At 63.2% G+C, this 22756-nt stretch carries 16 protein-coding genes; 8 read left to right on the forward strand and 8 right to left on the reverse strand.

Translation table 11 applies throughout. The features are described from left to right. Nucleotides 1–11 precede the first annotated feature (11 nt). From AC3WOY_RS07895 to AC3WOY_RS07925, 7 genes are all read left to right on the forward strand, one after another. Nucleotides 12–1190 carry an acyl-CoA dehydrogenase gene (locus AC3WOY_RS07895; protein ID WP_492422460.1) on the forward strand — a complete coding sequence of 393 codons (1179 nt, stop codon included), beginning with the start codon at nucleotides 12–14 and terminating at the stop codon, nucleotides 1188–1190. Nucleotides 1191–1202: 12 nt separating this feature from the next. Beyond that, nucleotides 1203–2399 carry an acyl-CoA dehydrogenase family protein gene (locus tag AC3WOY_RS07900; protein WP_492422462.1) on the forward strand — a complete coding sequence of 399 codons (1197 nt, stop codon included), beginning with the start codon at nucleotides 1203–1205 and terminating at the stop codon, nucleotides 2397–2399. A 10-nt stretch (nucleotides 2400–2409) separates the two neighbouring features. Then, the gene (locus AC3WOY_RS07905; protein ID WP_492422464.1) at nucleotides 2410–3540 is read left to right on the forward strand and encodes an acyl-CoA dehydrogenase family protein; all 1131 of its coding nucleotides are present in this window, start codon (nucleotides 2410–2412) and stop codon (nucleotides 3538–3540) included. Nucleotides 3541–3824: 284 nt separating this feature from the next. Continuing rightward, nucleotides 3825–4346 carry a CHRD domain-containing protein gene (locus AC3WOY_RS07910; RefSeq protein ID WP_492422466.1) on the forward strand — a complete coding sequence of 174 codons (522 nt, stop codon included), beginning with the start codon at nucleotides 3825–3827 and terminating at the stop codon, nucleotides 4344–4346. A 98-nt stretch (nucleotides 4347–4444) separates the two neighbouring features. Next, nucleotides 4445–7750 carry an acetyl-CoA carboxylase family protein gene (locus AC3WOY_RS07915; RefSeq protein WP_492422468.1) on the forward strand — a complete coding sequence of 1102 codons (3306 nt, stop codon included), beginning with the start codon at nucleotides 4445–4447 and terminating at the stop codon, nucleotides 7748–7750. Nucleotides 7751–7897: 147 nt separating this feature from the next. Next, nucleotides 7898–10639 carry a bifunctional diguanylate cyclase/phosphodiesterase gene (locus AC3WOY_RS07920; RefSeq protein WP_492422470.1) on the forward strand — a complete coding sequence of 914 codons (2742 nt, stop codon included), beginning with the start codon at nucleotides 7898–7900 and terminating at the stop codon, nucleotides 10637–10639. Between the two features lie 23 nt (nucleotides 10640–10662). Further along, the gene (locus AC3WOY_RS07925) at nucleotides 10663–11280 is read left to right on the forward strand and encodes a DNA-3-methyladenine glycosylase (RefSeq protein ID WP_492422472.1); all 618 of its coding nucleotides are present in this window, start codon (nucleotides 10663–10665) and stop codon (nucleotides 11278–11280) included. 19 nt (nucleotides 11281–11299) lie between these two features. Here the strand turns inward: AC3WOY_RS07925 and AC3WOY_RS07930 are convergent, their stop codons facing one another. From AC3WOY_RS07930 to AC3WOY_RS07940, 3 genes are all read right to left on the reverse strand, one after another. Further along, a complete protein-coding gene (locus AC3WOY_RS07930) occupies nucleotides 11300–12580 on the reverse strand; it encodes an EAL and HDOD domain-containing protein (RefSeq protein WP_492422474.1) in 1281 nt (426 codons plus the stop codon). A gap of 119 nt (nucleotides 12581–12699) precedes the next feature. Then, the gene (locus tag AC3WOY_RS07935; protein WP_492422476.1) at nucleotides 12700–13308 is read right to left on the reverse strand and encodes a sensor histidine kinase; all 609 of its coding nucleotides are present in this window, start codon (nucleotides 13306–13308) and stop codon (nucleotides 12700–12702) included. A gap of 2 nt (nucleotides 13309–13310) precedes the next feature. Beyond that, on the reverse strand, nucleotides 13311–14936 hold the full coding sequence (locus tag AC3WOY_RS07940) for a tetratricopeptide repeat protein (protein WP_492422478.1): 1626 nt from the start codon (nucleotides 14934–14936) through the stop codon (nucleotides 13311–13313). Nucleotides 14937–15128: 192 nt separating this feature from the next. On the opposite strand from AC3WOY_RS07940, the gene AC3WOY_RS07945 reads away from it, so the two are divergent. After that, nucleotides 15129–16130 (forward strand): HD-GYP domain-containing protein, encoded by a 1002-nt coding sequence (locus AC3WOY_RS07945; RefSeq protein WP_492429229.1) that lies wholly within the window; start codon nucleotides 15129–15131, stop codon nucleotides 16128–16130. A 672-nt stretch (nucleotides 16131–16802) separates the two neighbouring features. Here the strand turns inward: AC3WOY_RS07945 and AC3WOY_RS07950 are convergent. The 5 genes from AC3WOY_RS07950 to AC3WOY_RS07970 all read right to left on the reverse strand — a co-directional run bounded on the left by AC3WOY_RS07950 (nucleotide 16803) and on the right by AC3WOY_RS07970 (nucleotide 22728). Next, on the reverse strand, nucleotides 16803–17228 hold the full coding sequence (locus AC3WOY_RS07950) for an OsmC family protein (RefSeq protein ID WP_492422480.1): 426 nt from the start codon (nucleotides 17226–17228) through the stop codon (nucleotides 16803–16805). A gap of 18 nt (nucleotides 17229–17246) precedes the next feature. Then, complete coding sequence (locus tag AC3WOY_RS07955) at nucleotides 17247–17459, reverse strand: hypothetical protein (RefSeq protein ID WP_492422482.1); 213 nt, start codon at nucleotides 17457–17459, stop codon at nucleotides 17247–17249. A 140-nt stretch (nucleotides 17460–17599) separates the two neighbouring features. Continuing rightward, nucleotides 17600–19135: a hypothetical protein gene (locus AC3WOY_RS07960; protein WP_492422484.1), complete on the reverse strand. Its 1536-nt coding sequence runs from the start codon at nucleotides 19133–19135 to the stop codon at nucleotides 17600–17602. After that, nucleotides 19128–20873 carry an alpha/beta fold hydrolase gene (locus AC3WOY_RS07965; RefSeq protein WP_492422486.1) on the reverse strand — a complete coding sequence of 582 codons (1746 nt, stop codon included), beginning with the start codon at nucleotides 20871–20873 and terminating at the stop codon, nucleotides 19128–19130. Before AC3WOY_RS07965 ends, AC3WOY_RS07960 begins: the two co-directional genes overlap by 8 nt. 85 nt (nucleotides 20874–20958) lie before the next feature. Next, complete coding sequence (locus AC3WOY_RS07970) at nucleotides 20959–22728, reverse strand: GMC family oxidoreductase N-terminal domain-containing protein (RefSeq protein WP_492422488.1); 1770 nt, start codon at nucleotides 22726–22728, stop codon at nucleotides 20959–20961. Nucleotides 22729–22756: the final 28 nt, after the last annotated feature.

Genomic DNA, 22756 nt, shown 5'->3' on the forward strand with positions numbered 1-22756 from the left:
CCGGAGACAACATGAAACAGAAGGTGCAATTCCACTGGGACGATCCGCTACTGCTCGACCAGCAGCTGACAAACGAAGAGCGTATGGTGCGCGATGCGGCGAACGCATACTGCCAGGAACGCCTGCAGCCGCGCGTGCTGGAAGCCTTCCGGCATGAGAAGACCGATCCCGCCATCTTCCGCGAAATGGGCGAACTCGGGCTGCTCGGCCCGACCATCCCGGAGCAGTATGGCGGCCCCGGTCTGAACTATGTCAGCTACGGCCTGATCGCGCGCGAAGTGGAGCGCGTCGATTCCGGCTACCGTTCGATGATGAGCGTGCAGTCCTCGCTGGTCATGGTGCCGATCTTTGAATTCGGCACCGAGGCGCAAAAGCAGAAATACCTGCCGAAACTGGCGAAGGGAGAATGGATAGGCTGCTTCGGCCTGACCGAACCGAACCACGGCTCCGATCCCGGTTCGATGGTCACGCGCGCGAAGAAGGTGGCCGGCGGCTTCCTGATCAGCGGCGCCAAGATGTGGATCTCGAATTCGCCGATCGCCGACGTGTTCGTGGTGTGGGCCAAGGACGATGAAGGCGACATCCGCGGCTTCATCCTCGACAAGGGCATGAAGGGCTTGTCCGCACCGGCCATCCACGGCAAGTTCGGCCTGCGCGCATCGATCACCGGCGAGATCGTGATGGATGAAGTGTTCTGCCCGAACGAGAATGCCTTCCCCGACGTGCGCGGCCTGAAGGGACCGTTCACCTGCCTGAACTCGGCGCGCTATGGCATTGCCTGGGGCGCGCTCGGCGCCGCCGAATCCTGCTGGCATATCGCGCGTCAATACGTGCTCGACCGCAAGCAGTTCGGCAAGCCACTCGCGGCGAACCAGCTGATCCAGAAAAAGCTGGCCGACATGCAGACCGAAATCACGCTCGGCCTGCAAGGCTGCCTGCGCCTCGGCCGCATGAAGGATGAAGGCACGGCTGCGGTGGCCATCACCTCCATCATGAAACGCAACTCCTGCGGCAAGGCGCTGGATGTGGCCCGCATGGCGCGCGACATGCTGGGTGGGAACGGCATTTCGGACGAGTTCGGCGTGATCCGCCATATGGTGAACCTGGAAGTGGTCAACACCTATGAAGGCACGCACGATATCCATGCGCTGATTCTCGGGCGCGAACAGACCGGCATCGCCGCCTTCTGACCAGAGGACTCCATGGACCTGAACTTCACCCCCGAGGAACTCGCATTCCGCCAGGAAGTCCGCGACTTCGTCGCCACCTCCCTGCCCCCCGACATCCAGCACAAGGTAATCAACGGCCTGATCCTGGGCCGCGACGACTATGTGCGCTGGCAGAAAATCCTGCACGCCAGGGGCTGGGGCGGCGCGGCGTGGAAAAAGGATTTCGGCGGCACCGGCTGGACCACGGTGCAGCAGTACATCTTCGAGGAAGAATGCGCCGCCGCAGGCGCGCCGCGCGCCATTCCCTTCGGATTGAAGATGGTCGCGCCGGTGCTCATGCAGTACGGCTCGCCGAAGCAGCAGGACCGCTTCCTGCCGAAAATTCTCGCCGCCGACGAATGGTGGTGCCAGGGCTATTCCGAACCCGGTTCCGGTTCCGACCTCGCCTCCGTCAAGACGCGCGCAGTGCGCGACGGCGACCGCTACATCGTCAATGGACAGAAGACGTGGACCACGCAGGCGCAATACGCCGACTGGATCTTCTGCCTGGTACGCACCGATCCGGAAGCCAAGCCGCAGCGCGGCATTTCCTTCCTGCTGATCGACATGCGCAGCCCGGGCGTGACGGTCCGCCCGATCATCACGATGGACGGCGCACATGAAGTCAACGAAGTCTGGCTGGAAAACGTCGAAGTGCCGGTCGAGAACCTCGTCGGCGAGGAGAACGCGGGCTGGACGTATGCCAAGTTCCTGCTCGGACACGAGCGCACCAACATCGCCGGCATCGGCATCGCGAAACGCGAGCTGTCCCGCCTGAAGCGGCTTGCGTCCATCGAGACCAAGAACGGCAAGCCGCTGATCAAGGACCCGCTGTTCTCCGCGCGCATCGCCCAGGTCGAGATCGACCTGACCGCGCTGGAAATCACGAACCTGCGCGTGCTTGCCGCGGAAGCGGAACGGCGTGCGCCGGGCCCCGAAGCATCCATCCTCAAGATCAAGGGAACGGAAATCCAGCAAGCCATCACCGAACTGCTGGTGCAGGTCGCAGGCCCTTATGCGCTGCAATTGCGCCGCGAAGCAATGGCAGCGGGCTACCAGGGCGATCCGGTGGGACCGTTCTATTCGGTACCGCTGGGACCGAACTACCTCAACATGCGCAAGCTGTCGATCTACGGCGGCTCCAACGAAATTCAAAAGAACATCATCTCGCAGATGATCCTGGGCCTGTAGGAGTACGGATATGGATTTCACGTTTACCGAAGAACAACAGATGCTCCTGGACACCACCAGGCGCTTCGTGACGAAGGATTACAACTTCGAGGCTCGCCAGAAGATCCGCGAGAAATCGCCGGACGGTTTCAGCCGCGAAGCCTGGCAGGCGCTGGCCGACATCGGCCTGCTGTCGATCAATGTGCCGGAAGCCGATGGCGGGCTCGGCGGCTCACCTGTCGATACCATGCTCGTCATGAATGCGATCGGGGAAGGCCTGCTGCTGGAGCCCTATCTGGCGAGTGCCGTGCTGTCGACGAAAGCCCTTGCATTGATGGGCAGCGAAGCGCAGCGCAGCGAATACCTTCCGGCGCTGGCTGGCGGCGAGAAAATCGCGGCATTCGCCCATGACGAACATGCATCCCGCTTCGACCGCATGGCGATCGAGACGCGCGCGTGGCCGGTCGGCAATGGCTACGTCATCACCGGCCACAAGAGCGTTGTCACGCATGGGGCGTCGGCGGACGTGCTGCTGGTGACGGCGCGCATCGCGCAGGCGGGCGAGTCCGGCCCCATCGGCGTTTTCCTCGTGCCGCGCGAAGTGGCGGGCGTGCGCCTCGTGCCGTTCAAGACGGTGGACGGCGTGCCGGCAAGCGAAGTGTGGCTCAACCAGGCGTTCGTGCCGGCCAATGCCCTGCTCGACGGCGAGGCGGAATCCAGGCTTGCCGAAGTGCTCGATTTCGGCATAGCCGCCGTCTGTGCAGAGGCTATCGGCGCGCTCGACAAGCTGCTCGCCGCCACCGTCGAATATGCACGCAACCGCAAGCAGTTCGGCCAGCCGATCGGCAAGTTCCAGGCCTTGCAGCATCGCATGGCGGACATGGTGCTGCACATCGAGCAGGCGCGTTCGATGAGTTACCTCGCTGCCGTTCGCTGCAATGATCCCGATCCCACAGTGCGCGGCAAAGCGTTGTCAGCCGCCAAGGTCGTCGTCGGCCAGGCCTGCCGCTACGTCGGCCAGCAGGCGGTGCAGCTGCACGGCGGGATGGGTGTGACGGATGAGCTGGACGTCAGCCATTACTTCAAGCGATTGATGGCGATCGAATTGCAGTTCGGCAGTACGGACACGCATCTGGAAGCCTACGCCGCGCAGCTGGCGTAACGAAACCCGGGGCGGCACCGCCCGCCCCGGCAAGGCAAGTCCGTGCGCGCCCATGGCCTGGTTTTGGCGCAAAGATTTGGCATAAATCATTGGCTGCACAACAGGCCTGTCTAATCTTCCTGTAAGAGCAAGGAAGACGCTCGCTTCCGAGCGGCATAATTCTTCTCCGTCGGTCATCAATACGCCGTCGCCCATGCCGCGCGGCGAACGTCGACGCCGGTTGCCAATGCCGGCTGCGAGCCTCAGGGCAGGATCATGTTGTTGCACACAGAAGAGGTGCTGAAATGGGATCCACACTCTCTCGCTTGTCGTTCATCCGCGCCGTATCCGCAGGCGTGCTGGCCTCGCTTGCTGCCTGCGGCGGGGATAGCGATCCGGCTCCGGCTGAAACAACGCCGGCTGCCCCGGCGTCGACCGCCACCGGAGCAACGCCATCGGGGACGAGCATTGCCCCCTTGACGATCAACCTGGACCTGTCCGGTTCAAAGGAAGTACCGCCGACCAACAGCACGGCGACGGGCAAGGCCGTCGTGACCATTGACCCGGTCAGCCGGCAGTTTACGGCAACGGCAACGACCGCCGGCATCGCGGGAACGGCGGCGCATATCCACGAAGGCATCGCGACCGACACCGGGCCTGTCGTATTTCCCATGCGGGAAACGGCACCGGGAAGCGGTATCTGGACGGTCAGCGGACAACTGACCGAAGCCCAGATGACCGCGTTGCTGAATGAGCGGTATTACATCAACGTGCACAGCGCGGCATTCCCGGGCGGAGAAATTCGCGGACAGATCCCGGAGGAGTGACGGTAAATAGCGGAGTCCAAAATCGTGGACAATAATCGTACGGACGTGCTAAAACACCAGGCACCAGAACGATTGCACATCACGAGACAAGGACTCCCATGGCTGTCAACCGCCTGCTGATCGCCAACCGTGGCGAAATCGCGATCCGCATCGCCCGCGCCGCTGCCGAACTCGGCATCCACACCGTGGCCGTGTATTCCGAGGACGACGCCGCCTCGCTGCATGTGCGCCGGATGGATGAGCGCCGCGGGCTCAAGGGGACGGGCGCGGCGGCCTACCTCGACATCGAACAGATCGTCGCCGCCGCCAAGGCAGCGGGCTGCGACGCCATCCATCCCGGTTATGGCTTCCTGAGCGAGAACGCTGCCTTCGCTCGCCGCTGCGCGGAGGAAGGCCTGGCCTTCGTCGGGCCGCGCCCGGAAGTGCTCGACCTGTTCGGCGACAAGGTGCGCGCCCGTGAACTCGCGCAACGCCACGGCATTCCGGTGATTCCCGGCACGAGCCATGCCACCAGCCTGGAGGAGGCGCGCGCATTCCTCGCATCGCTCGATGGCGCACCGATGATGGTCAAGGCCGTTGCGGGAGGCGGCGGACGCGGCATGCGTGCCGTCAACAGCGCCGATGAATTGCCCGAAGCATTCGCACGCTGCCAGTCCGAAGCAAAAGCCGCATTCGGGAGTGCCGACCTCTATGTCGAAAAGCTGGTTGCCAGCGCCCGCCACATCGAAGTGCAGGTCGTCGGCGACGGCAGCGGCAGCGTCACGCACCTGTGGGAACGCGAGTGCACCCTGCAGCGCCGCAACCAGAAACTTGTCGAGGTGGCGCCCAGCCCCACCCTCCCCCATCCCGTCCAGAAACGCATCATCGACGCGGCGGTACGCCTCGCGCAGGAAGTGCGGTACAACAGCCTGGGCACCTTCGAATTCCTCGTGGATGCCGCCGACCACTCGGACCGCGCCGCCTTCCATTTCATCGAAGCCAATCCGCGCCTGCAGGTCGAGCACACCGTCACCGAGGAAATCACCGGCATCGACCTGGTGAAGGCGCAACTGCAACTCGCAGGCGGCGCCTCGCTGGCGCAGATCGGCCTGACCCAGCATGAAGTTCCCGCGCCGCGTGGATTCGCCGCCCAATTGCGCATCAACATGGAGACCATGGACGCGGACGGAAGCACGCAGCCGTCGGGCGGACGCCTGACCGCATTCGACCTGCCTTCCGGCCCCGGCGTGCGCGTCGACACCTACGGCTACACCGGCTATGTCACCAACCCGAACTTCGATTCCCTGCTGGCCAAGCTGATCGCGTCCACCTCTTCCGGCCGCTATCCCGACGTCATCGCGCATGCCTACCGTGCCCTCTGCGAATTCCGCATCGAAGGTGTGGACACCAACATCGGCCTGCTGCAGAACCTGCTGACCCGGCCGGACGTGGTCGCCAACCGCGTGCACACGCGCTTCGTCGAAGAGCACATCGCAGCGCTCGTGGAACCGGTGAGCGGCGCGCACCAGAAGCTGTATCCCGAACCGGCGGCGCAAACCGCGGTTGCCGAACACGCTGCCGCAGCGCATGCGCCGGAGGGAACCGTTCCCGTCCCCGCTCCCATGCAAGGCTCGGTCGTCTCCATCGATGTGAAGGAAGGCGACCTGGTCCATGCCGGACGCCAGCTCGCCGTCATCGAAGCAATGAAGATGGAGCATGTAGTCGCGTCTCCCATCGGCGGCATCGTCAGGATGATCGACGTGCAGCATGGCGACGTCATCTTCCGCGATCACCCGCTTGTCCATATCGAGCCCGCCGACGTCGATGCGCTGGAGGCGGAACTGGCGGAAGGCATCGACCTCGACGCCATCCGTCCGGACCTTGCGGAGACCTTGCAACGCCACGAGATCGGCCTCGATGCGGCACGACCCGATGCCGTCGCGAGGCGGCGCAAGACAGGCCAGCGCACCGCGCGCGAAAACGTGGCCGACTTGTGCGACGCCGGCAGCTTCATCGAGTACGGTGCGCTCGCGATCGCTGCGCAGCGCCGCCGACGGACAGAGGAAGAACTGATCCGCATCAGCCCCGCCGACGGCCTGGTCGCCGGTATCGGCAGCGTCAACGGCGCGCTGTTCGACGACAGCAAGTCGCGCTGCATGGTGCTGGCCTACGACTACACCGTGTTCGCCGGCACGCAGGGCATGATGAACCACAAGAAGACCGACCGCATGTTCCAGCTAGCGGAGCAATGGAAATTGCCCGTGGTGATCTTCGCGGAAGGCGGCGGCGGACGCCCGGGCGATACCGATGCGATGCTGGTTGCCGGACTCGATGTCATGTCCTTCATCAACTTCGCGAAACTGAGCGGGCTGGTGCCGCGCGTGGGCATCGTCTCGGGCCGCTGCTTCGCCGGCAATGCCGCCTTCCTCGGCTGCTGCGATGTCATCATCGCGACGGAGAATGCGACAATCGGCATGGGCGGCCCGGCGATGATCGAAGGCGGCGGACTGGGCGTGTTCGAACCGGAACAGGTCGGCCCGGTCAGCATGCAGGCGCCCAATGGCGTGATCGATATCGTGGTGAAGGATGAAGAAGAGGCGGTGCGCGCGGCGAAACAATACCTGTCCTACTTCCAGGGGCCGGTTGCGCAATGGGAGTGCGCGGACCAGCGCGAGCTGCGCCGGCTGGTGCCGGAAAACCGGCTGCGCTCCTATGACGTACGCACCGTGATCGATATGCTCGCCGACAAGGATTCCGTGCTGGAACTGCGACGCACTTTCGGCACCGGCATCATCACGGCACTGATCCGGATCGAAGGCCGTCCGTTCGGCCTGATGGCAAACAATCCGATGCACCTGGGCGGTGCGATCGATGCCGACGCTGCGGACAAGGCAGCGCGCTTCATGCAGTTGTGCGATGCCTTCGACCTGCCCATCCTGTCGCTGTGCGACACGCCTGGTTTCATGGTTGGGCCAGACGCGGAAAAGACAGCCATGGTGCGGCACGTATCGCGCATGTTCGTGACAGCGGGCAGTATCAGCGTTCCGTTTTTCACGGTCGTATTGCGCAAGGGCTACGGACTGGGCGCGCAGGCAATGGCGGGCGGCAGTTTCCATGCCCCCTTCTTCACGGTCGCATGGCCCAGCGGCGAGTTCGGCGCAATGGGACTGGAAGGCGCTGTACGGCTGGGGTTCCGCAAGGAACTGGAAGCCGTCGATGATCCGGTAGAGCGCAAGGCGCTGTTCGACAAGATGGTGGAGGAATCGTATCGCAAGGGCAAGGCCATCAACATGGCTTCCTTCCTCGAAATCGATGCCGTGATCGATCCACAGGCGACGCGCGACTGGGTGCTGCACGGATTGCGCGCGGCTCCACCAGCCCCGTTGCGACAGGGTAAGAAGCGTCCCTGCATCGACACCTGGTAACATTTCAGCGGGCACCTGTTCTCACCGAACATCGGCGTCCCCGAACGGTCTCAACATCGATGCCGTTGCGCGTGGAAAGCCGCTTGCCTGCCGGCCACGGCAGGATCTGTACCGCCCGTTACAGGCAAGCAAGTCAGGAGTTCGCCCATGCCCGCAGATTCGTCCGATGCCGGTCGGTCATCGCGCTTTGCCACCGGCGTCTTTGCGTGCTTGCTCGCCCTGTTCCTGCTCTTGGCCTACGGCATCTACCGTCACCTGGCCGAACGCGACGAAATGCGTGCAGAACAGACATTGGGCCATACCGCGGACATGCAGAGTGCTGCGGTAGCGGGGTGGGCGGTGGAAAGGCTTGGCGACGCCCATGCCTTCAGCAGCGACCAGTTCCTGGGAGAGGCGGTGCAGGCATGGATGGAACACAGCGCGTCCCAAGAGGCAGTCCGGCGCCGGATACAGGCGCAATTGCGGGCGATCAAATCTTCCTACGGCTACCTCGACGTGACCGTCGTGGACAGTAATGGCGTGGTCCTGATCAGCAGCGAGGACAATCACGCGCCGCTGGGAGAGCCGGTATTGCGCACGGCAATGAATGCCGCCAGGACAAATGTCATCCGGATCTCGCCCATCCACGCGTCAACCAGCTTTCCGCAAGCCAGTCATTTGGTCTCTATCGCCGCACCGCTGTCGCCGGCGTCCGGCAAGAGCGAAAGGATGCAGGCCATCCTGATATTGAGCGCCAACGTGGATATTCATATCGAAGCCTTGGTGGAGCCTGTGCCGCTGCTCAATGCCGCGACGGAAGTTGTGCTGGCGGAAGAACGCGAGGGACGCGTGATCGTGACCGTAGCAGATAAAAACACGACCTTTTTCAGAGACCTTGAGGCACTTCCGATTACCCTGGAACAGTTCAGCGCGCACACCGTCTGGCCGATGCGTCCGGTTCTGCTGCAGACAACGGATGGGCGTACCGTAATCGCCGCGGCACGGAAGATTCCCGTCGCCCCCTGGTATCTGGTTGCGATGTTCGACCAGGCCGCGTCGCGCGCCAACGTGAACCGGCTGGCATGGGTGGTAGCGGGCGCCGGCATCGCGCTCCTGCTGCTGTTTGCGCTGGTGGCGCGCATATGGTGGAAGGGACGCGAGAGCCGGCACCGCTTGCAGATGCTCCAGGCCGCATCCGAGAAGGAAGCGCTGCAGCGGCAATCGGAAACCGCGCTGCGGCAAAGCCAGGAAAAGCTGGATTCGATCCTGGCGAGCATCCTCGATGTCGTCTGGTCGTTCTCCGCCAGCCTGCGCATGCTCAATTACATCAATCCGTCGGTGGAGCGCATTTACGGTTATCCGCCGGCGGCATTCCTCGATCGCCCTCAGCTCTGGTTCGATGGCATCCACCCGGAGGACCGGGAACGCGTCCATGGCTTGCTTGCGGGCCTGACGCCGGAGCTTCCGATGTGCGATATCGAATACCGGGTCGTACACGCCGACGGCAGCGTGCGCTGGGTCCAGTGCCGTGGCCGGCTGGTCCCCGAGACGGAAGGAGAATCGCCGCGCATCGACGGCGTAACGAGCGACATCACCGAACGCAAGGCCGCCGAGCAGCAGGTGCAACAGCTCGCCTATTTCGACAACGTGACGAAGCTTCCCAATCGTACCTTGCTGCAGGACCGGCTGGCGCAGGCGATGCACATCGCGCAGCGCAACCGCCGGAAAGTGGCGCTGCTGTTCATGGACCTGGACAATTTCAAGCACGTCAACGACTCGCTGGGCCACCAGATCGGCGACCTGCTGCTGCAGACGATCGGCGAACGGCTTGTCGCTTGCGTTCGCAGCGAAGACACGGTGGCGCGCATCGGCGGCGATGAATTCCTGATCGTACTGTCCGACCTCGACAAGGGAACGCGGGCAGTCGCCGTCGCGGAAAAGATCCTCGCCTCGGCTGCGCGGCCGTTCTTGCTGCGCGATCACCAGATCCACACCACGATCAGCATCGGAATCGGCATTTTCCCCGACGACGCGCAAGAGCTGCACGAGCTGGTCCGGCATGCAGACGCTGCGCTGTACCAGGCCAAGGGCCGCGGCCGCAACAACTACCAGTTCTTCACCCAGGAACTGAACTACCAGATCACGCGCAGCGCCACCATCGAAAGGGAGCTGCGCCTGGCAATCGACACACGCACCGGCAGGATGATCGGCGCCGAGGCGCTGCTGCGTTGGCGAAACGGACAGCACGATTTCCTTTCGCCGGTGGAATTCATCCCGGTTGCGGAAGAACGCGGGCTGATTTCGTCCATTGGCGAATGGGTGCTGCGCGAGGCATGCGCGCAGTGCCGCCGGTGGCATGAGAAGGGTCTGCGGACGGTGCCCCTGGCGGTCAACGTGTCGCCGATCCACTTCCAGCAGAAAGGATTCGCGGAACTGGTCATCGGCGTGCTCGACGAGAGCGGGCTGGATGCATCCTGCCTGGAGCTGGAGATTACCGAGAGCGCGGTCATGCAGCGCGCGTCGCAGGTGGCAGAACTCGCGATGCGCCTGCGCGAGATAGGCGTGGGCATCAGCATCGACGACTTCGGCACCGGATACTCCAGCCTGAGCTACCTGAAACAGATTCCAATCGACAAGATCAAGATCGACCGCTCCTTCATCAAGGACATGATGCACGACGATGACGACGAGGCGATCGCTTACGCCATCATCAACCTGGCGCACAGCCTGAAGCTGCGCGTGATCGCGGAGGGCGTGGAATCGCGCGAGCAAGTGGACCGTCTGCGCACGTTCGGCTGCGACGAGGTGCAGGGTTACTTCTACAGCTCGGCAGTACCGGCAGCGGAGTTCGAGAGGTACCTGATGGCCGATCCGACATTCCCGCAAAAAAGCGCGGTAATGCCGCATTGAAGGGCAATGCCCGGGCATCGGACATGCTGGTCCGGGTCAGACTACAATCGGCTTTTTCCAGCAACCCGGTTCCCATCCGCATGAAGAAGAACGGCAGGCTTCCGCGCACCTTCTATACCCGCGCAACCGAAGTGGTCGCGCGCGACCTGCTCGGCAAACATCTGGTGCATGTCGACGGCGGCATGAAAAAGTGCGCCCGCATCGTTGAGGTGGAAGCCTATGTCGGCGCGCACGATCTCGCCGCGCATTCGTCGAAAGGCGTGACGCCGCGCACGGCGGTCATGTACGGCCCGCCCGGATACGCCTATGTGTACCTGATCTACGGCATGCACCACTGCATGAACATCGTCACCGAACCGGAAGGCAACGGGTCGGCGGTGCTGATCCGCGCCGTCGAGCCGGTGGCCAACATTGAAGGCAATACGAAAGGCCCGGGCCTGCTCTGCCGGGCGCTGGGCATCGACCGCAGGCTAAACGGCCACGACTTGCTGAGCGATGACTTCCATGTCGCCGCGCCTGCGAGTGAGGAGGCGTTTTCGATTGCCGTCCGTCCCCGCATCGGGGTGGCCTACGCCGGCGAATGGGCCGACGCGCCGCTGCGGTTCTATATCGAGGGGAATGCGTTCGTCTCGAAGAAGTAACCGCCACAGGAAATAGTTCTTAGCGCACGCCGCGCGTGACGTGGTCGCTCCACTCGAAGGCGGCCAGTTGCAGGAGATAGAGGTCGTTGTGGGAAACGCGGAGCTCGCCAACTGCCTGCAGCAACTGCGCGTCGACTTTCGAATGCCACTCGGTGTACTCGACCAGGCGCAGCAGCTGCCCGTAGTATCCCTGGCGGTGCAGCAGGGCATCGCTGACCTCGTCCACGACGGGGATCTGTTCCAGGATCTTTTCCATGGACATGCCGAACAGGGAATCCATCAGCGACATGATGCCGACCGTGAAACTGGTATCGGCGATGCCGCGGTTGCCCGGCTTGAGTTTCTGCGCCAGGAGTTCCATCAGCCGGCCGCGCGTGGTGGCGAGGTCAAGCAGGGGCATAGAGATGCCGCCATGGTCACCTTTGTCGGCATACAGCATCACCTGCAGCCATCGCTGGAGCTGGTTGCGGCCGAGCACCATCAACGCCTGCCTGAGCGAGTCGATGCGGTGGGCGCTGAAAGCCGGCGTATTCGCCAGCCGCAGCAGGTTCAGGCCGAGCGACACGTTGCCCTTGATCCGGTCTTCGATGACGGAGTTGTCCGCATCGGAGACGATCAGCGCCATCAAGGACATGATGGAAAGATGGGATGGTGCGAGTTTCCTGCCTTCCGCGTAGACGGGCGATGTGAAGTAATAGCCCTGGAAATAGTCGAATCCGAGCCTGTAGCACGCCTGGAACTGTTCATGCGTGTCCACCTTCTCCGCCAGCAGGCGCTTTCCCAGCGGCGCGTAGGCGGAGCAAAGCTGCGCGAGTTCCTCTTCGCTCTTGCCGGTGACGTCGATCCGTACGCCTTCGACGAAGGGCAGCAGGCCGGACAGGTCGACGGCGCCGCCGTTGTCCACCAGCGCAAAGTGGAAGCCTTTCCCGTTCAGTTCGGCTAGGCGTTCGAGGAGTGCGGGTGTGACCTCATGGACTTCGGCGATTTCCAGCACCAGCTTGTCGGGCGGCAGGAAATCGAAGACGTCGCTCATGATCGTTTGCGGATCGACGTACAGGATACCGACGAGGTCGCCGATCACGCGTGCCATGCCATGCTCATAAACGTCGGCGATCACGGTGGTGGAAGTGGGCTGTTCATCGGCATCGCCGGGCTCGGCGGCCGTGCGGTCGTCGCTGAAGAACATCAGCTCATGCGCGACCAGGTGCTGCTCCCTGTCCAGCACGGGGCGGCGCGCCATGAAAAAGTCCGAGGCGAGCAGTATCCTGTGCGCACTATTGAAGGTTACGCTGATACTCATGGCTATCCTCGCTGTCGCGCTTCCAATCGTCTACGGGGCTGGCACCCCTTCTTGTCCTTATGTTGTATATCGACAAGATTACGGCAAAGCTTGAGCAGCGCGATATGTGCAGTGCAACATCAGGGCAGGCGCATCTCGAACAGTGCACCGCCTTGCGGATGATCCTGCAGCGACACCGAGCCTCGCCGCTCTCCTTTGTGGTGCGCCTGCGCGATGGCAGCGCACAGCGCCGTTCCCAGGCCGGTGGAGGGCTTGTCTTCCTGCGCGCCGAGCCCCGGCCCGTCGTCGCGCACGGAAAAGACCAGCTCGCCGGAACCGTTCATCACGCAGCCGATTTCCACGGCCGAACGCGCAAACCGGGTCGCATTTTGCAGCGCGGCGGCGATGGCCAGTCCGGCCAGGTTCTCGTCGAAGAAGCCGAGGATCGGCATGTCCTGCGTATTCACCACCACGTTCAGCTCCGGCCTGCCGGTCGGGTTGTCACGCACCAGGGCATGCAGGAAGTCCTCCGGGTTCACCGCGTCGACGCGCGCAATCAGACCCTGGGACGAGGCCTTGTACAGCGTCAGGAATCCGATCAGTCTATCGCGCAGGGAGGAGCACATGTCCTGCGCCGAGACGGCATTCTCCCGCGTGGGCTCCTGCACCAGGCCCGCCAGCATGCCTTCGAGGACGCCGAGGGCGTTCTTGATGTCGTGCACGACGGCGGCGGCCATACGGGTATCCATGCTTATCCCTTGCTCGCGCGGCTCAGTGTCTCGCGCATGAAGCGATACATCTTGGCCACGCGTTCGTTGCCCGGCAACAGGACATCGAGCTTGGCGAGGTAGTTGTTCACCCGCGCCACATAGTCGAGGTTCAGGCCTTTCTGGCTCATCCACAGCAGATGCAGCTGCGCCGCCGCGAGCAGCACGCCGGTGTTTTCCGGCATGCCCTGCAGGGCTTCCTCGAGCTTCTGCAGCGATTCGTCGAACTGCGCCTTGCGCATGAGCGCGTTGGCTTCGGCGACGATGGCGTTGACCTGGTCGAGCGCGCCGTCGACCACCTCGGCCGCCAGCGCCTCCTTGCCGCTGTCCTTGAGGACCTTGCGGGCCAGCGAGACGAGGCGCGTGTTTTCATGGTCCGCGCGCACGGCCTTGGAGAGGATCGCCGCGCCTTCGTCCTCGCGCCCGATCGAGAACGCCGCCTTGGCCAGTGCCAGCGCGGTGCCGTCGGCACGGGTGGCGTCCGCCAGGCTCTTGGCGCGCTCGAACGCATGCTGCGCGGATTCCAGGTCGCCCATCTTGATATGCGCCTGTGCCTGCACCGCTGCCTGCGTGGCGACGAAGGCGTCCGATTCGCCGTAATGCTTCGGCGCGGTGGACAGGACCTGCAAGGCGGCCTGCGCATCCCCTGCGTCCACATGGACCTGCGCCAGCGACAGCAGGTCGGTCGGCTGTGCCGTGAGCGAGCCCTTGGTATGCTTCACCGCCCGGTCGAACGCCGTGCGCGCCTGCTCCAGGTCGCCGGTGCGGTAGGCCACGTCGCCGACCATGCGGCTGCGGCGCGCGGAGGGAATGACTTCATAGGAGCGGTTGAGCGCCTCCAGCGCCTCCTGTTCGTTGCCCTGCGCCTCGGCCACCTTGGCCAGCAGGTCATAGGCGACGACATACTGCGCATTGTCTTCCAGGACCTGTTGTGCGACGGTCTTCGCCTCCTCGAGCTGGCCGGCGGCGAAGTGGCAGCGCGCAACACCGTAGCGTGCCCAGACCAGGTCGTCGCGCAGCTTCAGCGCGGATTCGTACACGGCGCGCGCCTCTTCCGGCTTGCCCAGTTCGAGCAGCGCATTGGCCTTGATCTTGATGATGTCCAGCGCCCATTTCGGCTGGACCTGCATCGCGCGGTCGCATTCGGCGACGGCGCCGGCGATGTCCTTCAGGTTGAGCCGGCCGACGATCTGGCGCAGCGCATTCTGCTTGTCCAGCAGCCGTTCGATGCGTTCGAGCAGCTTGCCGCCGGTAAGCGGCTTGACCATGTAGGCATCCGGCTGGAATTCCGCGGCGCTGGCAACCAGGTCATAGCTGGTCTCGGCCGTCACCATGATGAACATGGTGGAAGCCGGAAGGATGTTCTGCGAGCGCAGGAATTCCAGCATCTGCTGGCCGTTGGTTTCCCGGTTCAGGTTGTAGTCGCAAATGATGACGTCGTAGGCATTCTTGCGGATGTAGCTGATCGCCTCGTCCGGCGTGGAAGCCTGATCGACGTGGGGAATGCCCAGTTGCCCAAGCTGGGTCCGGATGTTCTGCCGCATCGTCGCCATGTCGTCAACGACAAGCGATCGCAGGTGGGCCAGACGCTGGTTGATGATGGTCGCCATGGCTATCTGGTGATGGAAAACGGTTTCATCATACCGCCATCACGCCAGAAATTGCTTGATGGAAACAACGTTCTTCGTAAAAATTTCTCAATTTCAACAAATTAATGAAATCCTTCCAACTCGCCCCTACAATGGGTGGAACGATTTCTCCCCGCTTCAGCAATGTCGGCGGAAGCCATTTCCGTTTTGACAATGCGTTTCGAAAGGAAAAACATGGAGCAGCGCCCCCTCGAGATGCCTGACGATACCTCCGTCGCCCCGCCATCCCGCCAGCCGGTCCTGCGGCGGATCAACGAAGCGCACCGCGAGCTGGAATACCTGCTGTTCAATCTCGAGCGCGAAACCGACGCCCAGTCGCGCTTCCTCGCCGTCGCCGGCAAGCTGATCTCCGCCGTCGAGGACGGTCCGGATATTGCCCTCGCCGCCATCCTGCATAACCAGGACGAAGGCAGCTACGCGGTCCGTCACTGCATCGACACGGCTGTGGTCGCCATGCTGGTCGCCCGCGCGCTCGACAAGCTGCCGCACCAGATCCTGACAGTCGTTGCGGGCGCGCTGACGATGAACATCGGCATGCTGCACAAGCACGAGCAGCTGCAGAGCCGGCTCAACGCCATCTCCCACGACGAACTCGCGGCCATCCATGCGCATCCGCAGGAGGGTGTCGATCTCCTCCGTCGCGCGGGTGTCACGGACGAGGAATGGCTGGACTGCGTGCTGCTGCATCATGAGAACGAAGACGGCAGCGGCTATCCGTTCGGTCGATCCGGGGACGAGATCCCGCTCAACGTCAAGATCATCGCCCTCGCCGACCGCTATTGCGCGCGGGTCTCGTCGCGCAGCTACCGGCAATCGCTGCTGCCGATCGAAGCGCTCAGGGAAATCTTGCTAGCAGACCACCAGATTGTGGATCCGATGCTGACTGCCTGTTTCATCCGGGTGGTGGGGATGTATCCGACGGGAGCTGTTGTGCGGCTGGCAAGCGGGGAGATTGGGGTGGTGTCGGGGAAAGGGAGTGATTCGACTGCGCCTGCTGTGCAAGTGCTGGTGGGGGGGGATGGGGTGTTGCTTGCTACGCCGCTCAAGCGTGATACCGGTACGGCTGGATTTGGGGTGCGGGAGATGTTGAGCGGGGAGCAGGCGGGGGTGCGGTTCCGGATGTGGCAGGTTTGGGGGGAGGATGCGCGTAGTTGAGTTGAGGTTTCTCTTCGGTGACCCTTTTCGGTAGTCACTCCGTGGATGCTTGCCGGGTTCGGCCCCGGCAGGCCGCTCACTTTCTTTGCTTCGCCAAAGAAAGTAAGCAAAGAAAGGCGACCCTGGTACCGCCACCCCCTTCGGGGTGCCCAAAAGAGCGGAGGAAAAATCGGGAAGCGAAATAACTCGCCCTCGCTACGCTCGGTGCTCAAACAGATTTCGCTTCTTTTTCCGTTTTTCTGTCCGCTCTTTTGGCGTCGGCACAAGGGATCTCTTCACCCCATCCCCACCCTAGCCCTCCCCTTGAAGGGGAGGGAACAGAAACAGCTTTCTCCGAACTCTGCCAAGCCAGACTATTTCCCTCCCCTTCAAGGGGAGGGTCAGGGTGGGGATGGGGTGGCAGTTCTTCCCTTGTGCGCAGCCGAAAAATCCGGCGCCGAAGCGGATAAAGAAGCGAAATCTGTCTGAGCTCCGAGCGCAGCGAGGGCGAGTTATTTCGCTTCCCGCTTCGGTGCCGGATTTTTCGGGTACCCCCGAAGGGGGCTGCGCACCAGGGTCGCCTTTCTTTGCCTACTTTCTTTGGCGAAGCAAAGAAAGTAGGTGGCCCGCCGGGGCCAGTCCCGGCCAGCTTCCACGGAGAACAACACGCATCGATTCACCGAAGAGACAACCTCATCCCTCCAACTTTGAAGCAACCGAAATCTCCGCCTTCAACAACTTCGACACCGGACACCCCACCTTCGCATCATTCACAGCCTTGTCAAACACATCCTTCCCCGCCCCCGGCACTTTGGCCACCAGGTTCAAATGCACCTTGGTGATCTCAAACCCCGACGCCACCTTCTCCAGCGTCACCACCGCATCCGTCTTCAAACTCTCCGCCTTGAACCCCGCCTCCTCCAGCTGCGCCGACAAGGCCATGGTGAAGCACCCCGCATGCGCTGCCGCGATCAGTTCCTCCGGATTCGTCCCCGGTCCTTCCTCGAACCGCGACTGGAACCCGTAGCGGGAGTTAGACAGTACCCCGCTCTGCAGGGAAACAGTCCCGGTGCCATCCTTGAGTCCGCCGCTCCACGCGGCCGTTGCACTGCGTTTCATGCTTTCTTCTCCTGTAAGTTAGTGGCGCCTCTTCCTTCGCCTGGCGGGAGGCTTCACGTCAAGCGCCCCGGTCCAGAAATCGATCACCTGCTTCATGCCCCGGGTCATCATCGCCGCGCCCTGGCGCTTGCTTTCCGCCGTGATCCTGCGGCGCGCTGAACCAGCGACCGCGTTGGCGCCGCTGAGCCACATGCTCATCAGCGGATTCTTCTTCAACCAGGGATTTTTCATTGCCGGCATCCTTTCTTCGCGGCACGGCAACGTCGCGACATGGACAAAGGATTTCGACAGTCTTTGCGGGAGACAGGTCAGGCCCCGATGCGAAAACGCACCGGGCTTTGCGGAAGATCAATGGAAAAATTGCGGCGAGACTACCAGCTGTCCATCCGGTCGCCCCAGCTCGTCATGTCGCGCGCATAGAAGCGATAGGCATCGTCGGGCGCATGCTGCGCCAGCCGGGCGAGGTCGAAGATGAACAACGCCCGCCCGATCCCGCGCCGGCGATAGCCGCGATTACGCTTGGGCAAGATGGAATCGCGCCACGCACCCAGGTTGATGTAGGTGTAGTTGTTGCGCCCCTGCCGCGGCTGACTGAATTGCAGGTCCGCCTCCAGCGCGACATGGGTATGCCCTTCCACATGCAGGCGCAGGCCAAGCGCGCGATAAGCCGGCTGGAACGCGGGCAGGCCGGTCAGCGTGCAGGTCTTGATGTCGGACTCCGGCTCCTGCACCTTGGCCATCAGGCGCATGAGGGTGATCTCCACCCAGTACCACCTGATCCTGCTGAGGACGTTCAGCACGTACAGGCCGAACTTCGTGGTGCCATGCGCGCTCTTCCAGGTCTCGTCGTGCGACATCCAGTCGACCAGGCTTTCGCGGAAACAGCGCAGCACCTTGTCATGCATGCCCTTCGCCTCCGGCGTGCGCCAGGCAAGGCGGCGCGATTCGGCCAGTAAACGGACTACGGCGGATACCGACGGACGGTACAGATCCATTTCATCGAGCAGGTTGCAGATGCGGCCCGCACCCGGCATGTTCTTGTCGATGGTATCGGCCATCTTGCAGATGAACCGTGACAGCATGCCCGCTGCCACCGTATCACCAAAACAGGGTTCGCTGAAGGCGCGGTACTGTTCCTGCCTCCAGACCTGCGGCTGCCATCCGCACGACGGCTTCCAGTTTGCGGTGGCACGGCTGTTGTCCTGGTCGCGCCACTGGCCATGTGTGGCAAGCAGGCGCAGGCCGGCATCGGCGAAGTAGAACGGCATGCACGGGTACATGTCATCCGCCGCCGTGCCCATCTGCGCGGTGACCCAGGCGCGGTAGCTGTCGCTGATGTCGAGCGCGGTCATCCCGAGGCATTCCTCGTAAAACATCTGCCGCGCCGCCGGCACGATCTGCAATTCCTTGTCGTGGTTGCCGACGATGGGGATGACGGTGACGGCGATATCGCGCTCGCGAAGGCTGGCGATGCTTTGCCGCATCCAGTAGAAGAATCCGGAATACGGCTGTTCGCTGCACTCCGGCCGCGAGCAGGCATGGATGGCGACGATGTCGCGCATGATGTCGACGATGATTTCCGCAAAGCGGGGATCGTCCCGCTGCCACGGATAAATGCCCGCCTCCGCCCACTTGCTGGTGCGGATCAGGTCGACAATGTCGCCGTTGAGGATGAGCAGCAATTCGTCGATGCGCTGCTCCGACGGCCCCTGCACCTTGTCGCCGGGATTGTGCACGGCGAACTCCAGCTGCTCGAAGAACAGCTGCCAGTCAGCCTCCGACGCCGTCTGGTTGCCGACGGTGCAGTCGGTGCAGTGGATGTCGCTGATGAGCACGCACAGGCGGTTCTTGCTGGCCGTGCCGGCCGGCCACATCACCAGGCCGGGAGGGAGTTCTTGTTCATCCATGCGCGTGCTCCCGCAGGAAGGCGATCAGGTGGGGGAAGACGTCCTTCGCGACATCCTTGCCCATGAAAATGTCCTGGTGCCCGTAGCCGGGGACGACATGCAGGCGATGGCGGCCGGGGACGATCTTCTCCAGCCGCTCGTGGCAGCGGATGTTGGAATCGGCGAAGACGCGGTTGTCCTGGCCCTGGACGAACAGGATGGGCGTGCGAATCTCCGCCGCATGGTCGAAGTAATTATCCGGCAGCGCCGCATAGCGCGGATTGCCAGGTTCGAATTTCACCGCGGTATTGCCCGCCGCGACCATCTTGTGCACATGGCGGTAGTAGTGCACGTCCACGCCGCCGAACAGGTCGCCGAGCCGGTCGTGAGTCACCTTCAGCATGTTCTCGTGGTTGAACAGGGCGGGCCTGCCGCTGCCCCACATGAAGCTGAGCATGTGACATTCCGGCGAGTCGCATTCCTGGTGCGCCAGGTCCGCGCACATCGCAATCAGCTTGCCGACCGACCAACCGGGCTGGCGACGCCAGCTCGGGTTGTAGTACTCGATACCGAGCAGATAGTCCGACGCCCACGGTCCCACCACAAGTTTGAGGCCGCACCATTCGGGCACATACGGCGTCAGCGCAACGCTGTTCAGGATCACGCTGGAGACGCCCTGCACCGTCTTGCCGAACAGGCTCATCGCCATGGTGAGCGCGCCGACGCAATGTGCGATCACATGGATGCGGCGATGCGGGCCGATATGCCGCCGCAGTTCCGCGATCGCTGCGGGATGGTCGAACAGCGCGATGTCGTCGAAGTTGTAGCGGCTGCGGACGAGGTTGTAGGGAAAGCGGCAGCTGCCCCGGTAGTCGAGCGTCCAGACGTCGGAGAATCCGTCGTCGAGCAGCGTCTGCACCAGGTTCCGGTGCTCGGGCATGATGAACATGTCGGACGAGCTGGTCAGTCCGTGCACGATGAGGACCACGTCATTGCTTGCACCGCGCGAGAAGCGCGTGAGGTTGAGCGTGAGGCCGTCCGCCGTGGAAAACGGATGCATGGAGACCGACGCGCCCTGCACGCCTTCGAGCGTGAACTTTGCGTAGCTCCGCTGCGGCTGACTGGGCGCGGGAGGCAGGTGCGGTCCGTAGACGTCCCACAGTTTTCCGGCGAAGAAGCGGCCGAAGGCAACCAGGCCGGCGAAGCTCGTATCGCCATGCGCATCCTTCGCGCTCAGGCCGCGCAGCACCTGCATGAAATCGAGCAGGCCGAGGCTGATGATGCCCGTTACCCAGAGCGAAGCCTGCGCCGGCTTGTCCGGGTCGACATGGCCGCGGTAGACATTGACGAACAAGGTGGTCGTGTCGTGCCACAGGTCGAGCGGCGCCGTGTGCTGCACCTGCTTGTTGCCGACGAAGGTGAACTGCTCGCCGGAAGGCGTGGTGCAGTACACCTGGTAATACATGACCTTGCGGTCGCGGTCCGCGGTATCGGGCATCAGCCGGAAGGTGCCGGACTGCACCGGACAGACGCCGCCGAGCAGCGGGCAATCGACATGCCCCTCAAGCGTGCCGGCGTGGCCTTCGGTATGCAGGAAGGCATGGAGGTCGGAAATGCGGACGGTGACATGCAAGGCCAGTTGATGGCCGGCCTTCTCGCCGTCTGCGTAACCGTCGGCGAAGGTCGTGGCCTCCGCGCTGACATAGCCTTTCATTACTTCGGCGAATTCGATTTTTACGCCGGTCAAATCATCGGACATACGCACTCTCCCTGGGAATTTTTTCCGGGCCGTCACCCAGCCTTCTTCCTAACTCCCCTCTCCCGCAGGCGGGAGAAGGGAGGGGTCAAAGACCCGCATCCGGCACGACACCGGTAATGTCATGCGCGATCCACTCCGACAAGGCCGTAATGGTCGCCACCGGATTGGCACCGAGCGCCGTCGGCATCAGCGAACCATCGGCCACATACAACCCCTGGTAGCCGAACACCTGGCCGCGGCTGCCGGCCTGCGCGCTGACCACGCCCTGCTCCGGCGTGTCCGCGATCGCGCAGCCGCCGAGCGGATGGACCGTGATGTTGTTCTTGACCGGCCACAGCCAGGTCGGCATCGGCAGGTAGTGCTTGCCGCCGATGAACTGCGTGAAGCGCTTGCCCAGCCGGATGATGGCGTCGTACAGGCTCTCGTTGCTTTCCTGCGGCCAGTCGATGTCGAGGTAGCCTTCCTTGTTCAGGCGCAGCACGCCCCTGGCATTGTCGAGTCCCATGCACAGCAGGACCGCGCTGTACTGCGACAGGTCATGCGAGAAAAGCTTTTGCACCATGTAGCCGACGCTGCTGTGCTTGCGCCCCGGGTAAAACTTGTCGAATGCGTAAGCCATCACCTGCTTGAAGGTCGTGCAGATCATCTCGATCGGATTCATCACCGGCCCCAGCGCGGCAGTTGCCCAGCCGACCTGGGTCGGATAGCTGGCATCCTGCAGCAGGAACGCCTGCTTGCGGTCGAGGTCCTTGTACAGGTGGTGGTCGGTGTATTGCGTGATGACCGGACCGTAGGTGGAATTGACTTCCTTCGTGCCGTCCACGGCGAAGGCGAGGAAATCGCCGTTGCCGGAAAACTGCTGTCCCAGGCGCGAGGAAATGCGCGGCAGCGTCTTGTGCACGTTGCGGTTGCGCAGCAGCAGTTCGTTGGTACCGAGCGTCCCGGCGGAAACAACGACGCGCTGTGTCGTGACGCTCACGGTTTCGCCCATGCGCAAGTCGCGGAAATACACGCGGTAGCCGTGGTAGCCGTCGCCGTCGGGGTCGTCGGCCCCGCTGGCATCGAGCGGCACGATGCGCTCGACCTCGCACTGGGTGCGCACTGCCGCCTGGTAACGCTGGCGCGCCACATGCAGGTAATTGTGGTCGACGGAGTTCTTGGCCTGCACGTTGCAGCCGATGTCGCATTCGCCGCAATAGGTGCATGAGGTCTGCAGCGCGCCGTAGCGGTTGGCCTCCTGCACGCCGAGCGGCACCGGATTGTCGCTGCCGCGATAGGTGTAATCGTTGCCGAAGTAGACGCAGATGTCGGCCATCTTCGTGGGAAGCTCGGCCTGCCGGGCGAATTCCTGGAAACGTTCGGTGCGCCGGATATAGCGGCGGTCATCCTCGCCGCTTGCCGGCGGAACCGGGCGCGCGCCAAGGACCTGCTGGGCAACATCGTAGTACGGCGCCAGCACCTCGCGCTTGAGGGCGGATGGCCAGCCCTGCTCGAAGACCGCCGCCGGCGGCCGCAGGAAAACATTGGCGTAGATCTGGGAGCCGCCGCCGTAGACCGCGGATGTAACGGTATCGATCTTCTCGAAATGGCGAATGTCGAACATGCCGGTCAGGTGGCCGCGTTCCGCCTTGCGCCTGCGCACGGCGCGTGAGCGGCGTGCGGTATCGCCATCGGGGCACCAGACGTTGTCTGCCATTTCCGCAGGGCTGCGCGGATAGGCGCCGAGCGGGTATTCCTTGCCCCGTTCGAGCACCAGGATCTTGCCCGGCCATTGCCGGGACAGACGGGCGGACATGACCGCTCCGCCGAAACCGCTGCCGATGATGACGACTTCGTGTTGAAGACTGGTGCTCATATGGGCCTCCCTCGTGCGGCTTTCCGGA

The sequence above is a fragment of the Noviherbaspirillum sp. FW303-A3 genome (assembly GCF_058788695.1).

Excerpts from the sequence above, each read along its gene's own strand:
- AC3WOY_RS07895 (WP_492422460.1), top strand. The coding sequence starts at position 12 with ATGAAACAGAAGGTGCAATTCCACTGGGACGATCCGCTACTGCTCGAC.
- AC3WOY_RS07900 (WP_492422462.1), top strand. The coding sequence starts at position 1,203 with ATGGACCTGAACTTCACCCCCGAGGAACTCGCATTCCGCCAGGAAGTC.
- AC3WOY_RS07905 (WP_492422464.1), top strand. The coding sequence starts at position 2,410 with ATGGATTTCACGTTTACCGAAGAACAACAGATGCTCCTGGACACCACC.
- AC3WOY_RS07910 (WP_492422466.1), top strand. The coding sequence starts at position 3,825 with ATGGGATCCACACTCTCTCGCTTGTCGTTCATCCGCGCCGTATCCGCA.
- AC3WOY_RS07915 (WP_492422468.1), top strand. The coding sequence starts at position 4,445 with ATGGCTGTCAACCGCCTGCTGATCGCCAACCGTGGCGAAATCGCGATC.
- AC3WOY_RS07920 (WP_492422470.1), top strand. The coding sequence starts at position 7,898 with ATGCCCGCAGATTCGTCCGATGCCGGTCGGTCATCGCGCTTTGCCACC.
- AC3WOY_RS07925 (WP_492422472.1), top strand. The coding sequence starts at position 10,663 with ATGCTGGTCCGGGTCAGACTACAATCGGCTTTTTCCAGCAACCCGGTT.
- AC3WOY_RS07930 (WP_492422474.1), bottom strand. The coding sequence starts at position 12,580 with ATGAGTATCAGCGTAACCTTCAATAGTGCGCACAGGATACTGCTCGCC.
- AC3WOY_RS07935 (WP_492422476.1), bottom strand. The coding sequence starts at position 13,308 with ATGGATACCCGTATGGCCGCCGCCGTCGTGCACGACATCAAGAACGCC.
- AC3WOY_RS07940 (WP_492422478.1), bottom strand. The coding sequence starts at position 14,936 with ATGGCGACCATCATCAACCAGCGTCTGGCCCACCTGCGATCGCTTGTC.
- AC3WOY_RS07945 (WP_492429229.1), top strand. The coding sequence starts at position 15,129 with ATGCGTTTCGAAAGGAAAAACATGGAGCAGCGCCCCCTCGAGATGCCT.
- AC3WOY_RS07950 (WP_492422480.1), bottom strand. The coding sequence starts at position 17,228 with ATGAAACGCAGTGCAACGGCCGCGTGGAGCGGCGGACTCAAGGATGGC.
- AC3WOY_RS07955 (WP_492422482.1), bottom strand. The coding sequence starts at position 17,459 with ATGAAAAATCCCTGGTTGAAGAAGAATCCGCTGATGAGCATGTGGCTC.
- AC3WOY_RS07960 (WP_492422484.1), bottom strand. The coding sequence starts at position 19,135 with ATGGATGAACAAGAACTCCCTCCCGGCCTGGTGATGTGGCCGGCCGGC.
- AC3WOY_RS07965 (WP_492422486.1), bottom strand. The coding sequence starts at position 20,873 with ATGTCCGATGATTTGACCGGCGTAAAAATCGAATTCGCCGAAGTAATG.
- AC3WOY_RS07970 (WP_492422488.1), bottom strand. The coding sequence starts at position 22,728 with ATGAGCACCAGTCTTCAACACGAAGTCGTCATCATCGGCAGCGGTTTC.